Source organism: Candidatus Borrelia undatumii, from assembly GCF_020882015.2.
Lineage (GTDB): Bacteria > Spirochaetota > Spirochaetia > Borreliales > Borreliaceae > Borrelia.
Genome location: NZ_CP086555.2, coordinates 901549 through 907848, shown reverse-complemented (window position 1 = coordinate 907848; position 6300 = coordinate 901549). Strand labels below are relative to the sequence as shown.

Genomic DNA, 6300 nt, shown 5'->3' with positions numbered 1-6300 from the left:
CTACTTCTTAGTATCACGATTAATTAAAAGTTCATAATCCGTGCTTGAATTACTTTCAAATGAAGCCTTAACAGGCTCAAAGAAATTCCATGAAATATAAATTGAAAAATTATTCCTCCATATAGAAGAATACTTACCACTGCTAGCATCTTTTAAAATATCCGGATTTAAATCATATTCTCCTACAAACTTCCAATCATAAAAATTAAACTTGAAGCCTGTGCTAACCTTCTTAATTTTAAATAATGAATCTTTCCTGTCTTGTAACTTAAAGAAATTGAACGATTTAAATAAATCTGAAAAGACATTAACTGCCTCAAGGCCAACCTGATTCATATATCCTCCAAAATACTTAAAAGTCTTTGTATTAATAGAACGTGTAGAAAAGTACAACTCAAAAAATTCAGTATGTTTAAACCTAAGACTAAACTCTGCCCAAAGTTCATTATCATCGATAAACTTTTGCAAATTCATTTTCCATCCAACATCTACTCCTAATCCCACTGAAAATTTCTCATCAAAAAATTTGAAAGTATATAAATCTCTTTTATATCGAGAATTTAGAAGATATGGTACAAGCTTAGTAGTAGTTCCTACCTTTAAAAAATCACCTAGTGCTTTATCATACTTGCACTCAAACTCATCCTTCATTGAAAACGTGAGCTCAAAATCATAAGCATTTAGTTTAAAGGAAAGTTCAGAAACTCTGTTGATCAAAGGATCATAGGCCGCCAACAAGGCAATCTTAAAATAATCTAAATATTTTGGCTCTATTTTATAATACAAAGCAGGATTCATTTCCAAGCCTTTATAAGGAGAAATTGGCCTTGATGATCCTTCTGTACTAACAACCGTCTTAGTAAGTCTAGACTTGTCATTTTCCTTAAATTTTCTATCGTACTTTACCCCAATGCCTACTTCTTGCAACAAATAAGGAAATTCTAAAGAAAATTTAAGTTCAGAAGAAGCATATACATTCTCAAAGGTATTTTTCAACAAACTTGAAAGACTAGTAGTAAAATATCTGTAGTCATAAATCAAATTAATGCCTACCTCCTGATAAAGAGTTTCAGGACTTCTCCAAAAAATACTACTACTCCTTCCATCCAGTACTTTAGCTTCTCTATCGTACTTTTTATCAAATAAATAAAGAGTAATTTTATTCTCGAGCTTAATACTACTTCTAGAAAAAGCAGGATACATAATAAAAGGCAGTAAATCCAAATTTATCTTATTAATAACCGCATGTTCCCCTTTCTTTTCTTTATCTAGCAAATTATAGTCTTTGTCTAGGGGATTATACTCAGCAGTATCCAGATACACAACTTCTTCAAAGGTAATAAGTCGATTATACAAATCAGCATGAAGCTTTAAATCTATTTTATTTTTAATATCAAATAAATAGCTTTTTACATCATATTTAAACTCCTGGGGAGACTTGAAGTTAGAGTCATCAAAAAATATATTATTTTTAAAATAGGGATTAATTCCAAGTCTAATGTAAAAAGAATCTGAATGATTAACCTCATTTGATGCAATTACTTCAGGAGAGATATGTAAATCTTTACTTAAATCATTCTTTTCCTTAAGTTTTTTGGCATTATCTTTATTTTCTTTATCCCCTGCATAGTCACCCTTCTCGTCAATGTTTGTGACTTTGGGAGTTATAATCATTTCTTTTTCTTTATCCCTATTATCAAAAAAAGAACTCCAGTTGTTATTATAAAGATCTTTCTGAAAATTAATGTCAACATAGGGAACGTGAACCCTCTCTAAATAAAACCACTTTCTGGTTGGATCCATAATATCTTTTGGTTTTACTAAAGGGTTCTTACTATAAATATTATCAGAATCTGCCAATTTAAAACTAAACCCGAGGTTATTTAGCTTATAATCAACGATGGTATTATCATCAAAAGTTCGATTATAAAAGGAAGACAAATTCCAATCAAATGTCTTTATCATGTTGTCTACTTCTGAATACTCTTTCTGAGACCCAATGAGGGAGAGAAGAGTTGAGCTTTCCAATCTATTTTTAAAGTCAATCACCACATAAGGGTCTGAATAATGCTCAAAACCCACTGAAAGCAGCGCATCACTTATTAGAAATTCCGCTTTAGTTCTAAATAAATATCTAAAAGGAACCTCAAATCCGAATATATCACCCTTGTTCAAATTATCAAAATTAAAAATAGAATAATTAATACTTTTTTCTTTAAAAGGCCGATAAATCCCAGTACTACTATGTTTGTATAAAGTCCTTGTAAACCCCAAACCAAAACTACCTTCAAAAGTCTTAAAACTACCTAAAGTGGTACTAACATCAAAATCAAGCCCCAAATAAAATCCCAAATTGGAATAGATATCGAAAATCAACTTAACATGGTCTTTACCAACTTTAGAGTCAGAACCCTTAGCAAAAAAATAAGTCAAATAACCATTTCTAATATAAGGATCTTTATTTGAGTTATATACTGAATTAAAGTCAAAATCCAAAAAAGAAGCTTCTTCATTACTAACAGACCTTTTCCCAAATAAATAGACAGTATTAAAAAGAGTAAGCCCTTTCCTTGAAGAATACCCCAAAGACGGACTAAAAAATAAACTATCGCCTGGTTTAAAAAAGAACGGAATATATAGTATGGGTACTTTTCCCATATAAAATAAAGCATTTACAACTCCAAAATCTCCAGAAGGCAAAACCCATATTTTGGAAGCCTTAATAGAATAATAAGGGTCTGGGATTTTACTAGTTGTAATAAAAGCCTCTTCTAGTATATTCGTATCATTATCTAGCCTCTTTAACACCTTTCCACCAAATGAAACAATATGATTAATTAAATTTTTGTACATTTTCTTCTGAATAATTCCATTTTTTAGAATAAAATTCTGGGAATCAAAATCAACAAACAATTCGCTGCCGTAAAAATACAACTTCTCATCAAGGGTTAAATCAAGTGTATAATCAACATTTCCACTGGCAAAAAGCTTTTTAGTATTTCTATTAAAAATGATTTGATCACCCTTGATATTGTGCTTTTTATTATCTTTAACATCCTCAATGGTAAGACTCACTTTCCCTTTAAATACAATATTCTCATCCTTAGTAAGCCCGTAGGTAAAATTCTCAAGATTATCCGTACTTTTAATTATTATTTTATATCTGCCCTTATCTTTGTCTCCATCTTTTGAAAGAAAACTAGAAGACAAACCAAATTTTTTCAAAAGTAACTCTCTTATCCTGTAAACATCTTCCTCTTCAATACCCTCTTTTAAAGCCCATTTTCTTAAATCCTCATCACTAGAAAGCTCAAGTTCCTTTAAGTTAGCTTTTTGCATTAAAGTTAGCTCTCTATCCCCCTCGGATTTACCCCCTCTCTCTTTATCACCCTGAGCAGACAGGACAAAATAATTAACAATAATTAGTAGTATTACAAAAGATTTTTTAAAAACATTCCTGTATAGGAACTCTTGCATTTTGAAACCTCTTCAGGGGTTCCAGATACAACGATACCCCCACCAGACAAACCACCTTCAGGTCCTAAATCTATTATATAATCCGCTTGTTTTATCACATCCAGATTATGCTCTATAAGAACTACCGTATTTCCATTTTCAACAAGAAGCTGCAACACCTCTAATAATTTTCTTATGTCATCAAAATGCAAACCCGTTGTGGGCTCGTCAATAATATAAAAAGTTTTACCCGTACTTCGCTTAACAAGCTCAAAAGCCAATTTGACACGCTGAGCCTCCCCTCCCGAAAGAGTTGTTGATGACTGACCTAATTTAATATACTCAAGCCCAACTTCCTTTAAAATTTTTAAATAGTGTTCTATTTTTGGAATATTTTCAAAAAAATCTTTAGCCTCAATTACGCTCATTTCTAAAACATCATAAATATTTTTGCCCTTATATCTTATTTCTAGGGTTTCTTCATTAAACTTTCTACCCTTACACAAATCGCAAGGAATAAAAACATCTGGCAAAAAGTGCATCTGAATGTTTAAAGAACCAGCTCCTTGACATTTTTCACACCTACCCCCCTTAACATTGAAAGAAAATCTCCCAGCCTTAAATCCCCTTGCCTTGGATTCTGGAAGCCTTGCAAAAAGTTCTCTTATTTCTGTGAAAAACCCAACATAGGTTGAAGGGTTCGATCTTGGAGTTTTACCTATTGGTTTTTGATTCACCTGAATGATCTTATCGACCTGTTCATACCCGATAATATCCTTAAATCCATCAAAATAATTCATATTACCTTTTAACCTACTATCAAGAGCCGGATATAATACCCCATTTAAAAGAGTACTCTTTCCACTACCGGAAACCCCTGTTATTACAGTAAAAAGGCCTAAAGGAATCGTAACATCAATATTTCTTAAATTGTTTCTATTGGCTCCCAAAAGTAAAATTTCCCCCCTACCCGCCTTGCGCCTTATCTTTGGAACATCTATTTTAAGCAGACCACCCAAATACTTCCCAGTAAGACTATTTTTATTGTTTAAAATGTCGGACAAAACCCCCTTAGCAACTATTTCCCCACCATGAATACCAGCTCCAAGGCCAATGTCGACAATATAATCAGCAGTCCGCAAAGTTTGTTCATCATGCTCTACAACAATTACCGTATTTCCAAGCTTTTTTAAATTGATAAGGGTATTTATCAACTTTTCATTGTCTCTTTGGTGTAATCCAATACTAGGCTCATCGAGTACATAAAGCACCCCAGCTAGTGCTGAGCCTATCTGAGTGGCAAGTCTAATTCTCTGGGCTTCCCCACCCGAAAGAGTTCCAGATATCCTATCCAAATACAAATATGAAAGCCCCACATCCATCAAAAATTTAAGCCTATTCTTAATTTCTTTTAAAATTTCCTTAGAAATCTTTGTATCAACTGCATCAAGGTTGATCTTATCAAAAAACGAAAAAGAATCTACCACAGAAAGATTACTAAGCTCCTGAATGTCTTTTCCACATAATTTAACAGATAATGCTGCAATACTCAATCTCTTACCTTTGCAAGAGTTGCACATCTTGCGAGACATTAAACCCTCATAAAACAGCCTAGCACTTTCAGATTCTGTTGTAAGATAACGTCTCTTTAAAATAGGAAGGAGACCTTCAAACTCTTTAGAATAATGGAACCCCGCCTCTACTTCCCTACTATCCATTTCTCTGGACTGATAGATAAACTCTATTTTTTCATTTGATCCATACAAAATCTTTCTAAGCACATCTTCTGGAATATCCTTCACAGGAGTATCTAGACTAAACCCGTAATGATTAGCAAGCCCCCTAAAAATTGCCACAGCCCAGGAAGAACTAGTTTTAAATGTAATAAATGCATCATCATTGAAAGAAAGCCCTAAATTAGGACAAACCTTTTCAAAGTCGAACTCAAGCGTAACGCCAAGACCAGAACACTCACTACAAGCCCCGAAAGGACTGTTAAAAGAAAAAAGTCTTGGCTCTATTATGGGTAGAGAAAATCCACACAAAGGACAACTATTATGCTCCGTAAAAATCTTGTCTACCTTTTCTAAACTATTTTCAATTTCCACACGTAAATACCCATTGGAGACAGACAAAGCAGTTTCAATGGACTCTGAAAGTCTAGTTCTTAAATCTCCAGCCAACTTTATCCTATCTACTATGATTTCGATATTGTGCTTCCTATTTTTATCCAAACTCAAATTAATTGCATCATCTATTAAATAATCTTTAGAATCCACTCTTACCCTATTAAATCCCTGATTTAATATTCTATCAAGCTCCTTTTTGTGAGTGCCCTTTGCCCCCATAACAACGGGAGCAAATAAAACAATTTTAGAACCCTCGATAGCACAACTTAAAACAGTATTAATTATTTTATCTAAAGACTGCTCTTCTATAAGACTCCCATCATTCGGACAATATGGCTTCCCGACTTTTGCGAATAAAAGTCTATAATAATCGTAAATTTCAGTAATTGTCCCAACCGTTGATCTTGGATTATTGCTTATCGTCCTCTGTTCAATCGAAATAGCCGGTGAAAGTCCTCCTATATAGTCAACATTAGGCTTTTTCATGACTCCCAAAAATTGCCTTGCGTAAGCTGAAACAGACTCCATATACCTTCTCTGTCCTTCTGCAAAAATTGTATCAAAAGCCAAAGAAGATTTGCCAGAACCACTCTTTCCAGATATTACTACCAAGCTATTTCTCGGAATATCAATATCAACATTCTTCAAATTATGTTCCCTTGCGCCTCTGACAGTTATCTTTTCACTCAAAAACTCACACTCCTTGTGTACACAA

2 protein-coding genes are annotated in these 6300 nt (G+C 33.3%); both read right to left on the bottom strand.

Annotated elements, in window-relative coordinates; all coding sequences use genetic code 11:
• On the bottom strand, nt 1–3477 hold the full coding sequence (locus tag LKV13_RS04295) for an LPS-assembly protein LptD (protein WP_229089636.1): 3477 nt from the start codon (nt 3475–3477) through the stop codon (nt 1–3).
• Nucleotides 3432–6275, bottom strand: a complete 2844-nt coding sequence (gene uvrA, locus LKV13_RS04290; RefSeq protein WP_229089635.1) for an excinuclease ABC subunit UvrA — start codon at nt 6273–6275, stop codon at nt 3432–3434. The genes LKV13_RS04295 and uvrA overlap by 46 nt, the downstream gene beginning before the upstream one ends.
• Between the last annotated feature and the right edge of the window lie 25 nt (nt 6276–6300).

What these genes read in the sequence shown, in the direction of transcription:
- LKV13_RS04295 (WP_229089636.1), bottom strand. Translation starts at nt 3,477, where the DNA reads ATGCAAGAGTTCCTATACAGGAATGTTTTTAAAAAATCTTTTGTAATA.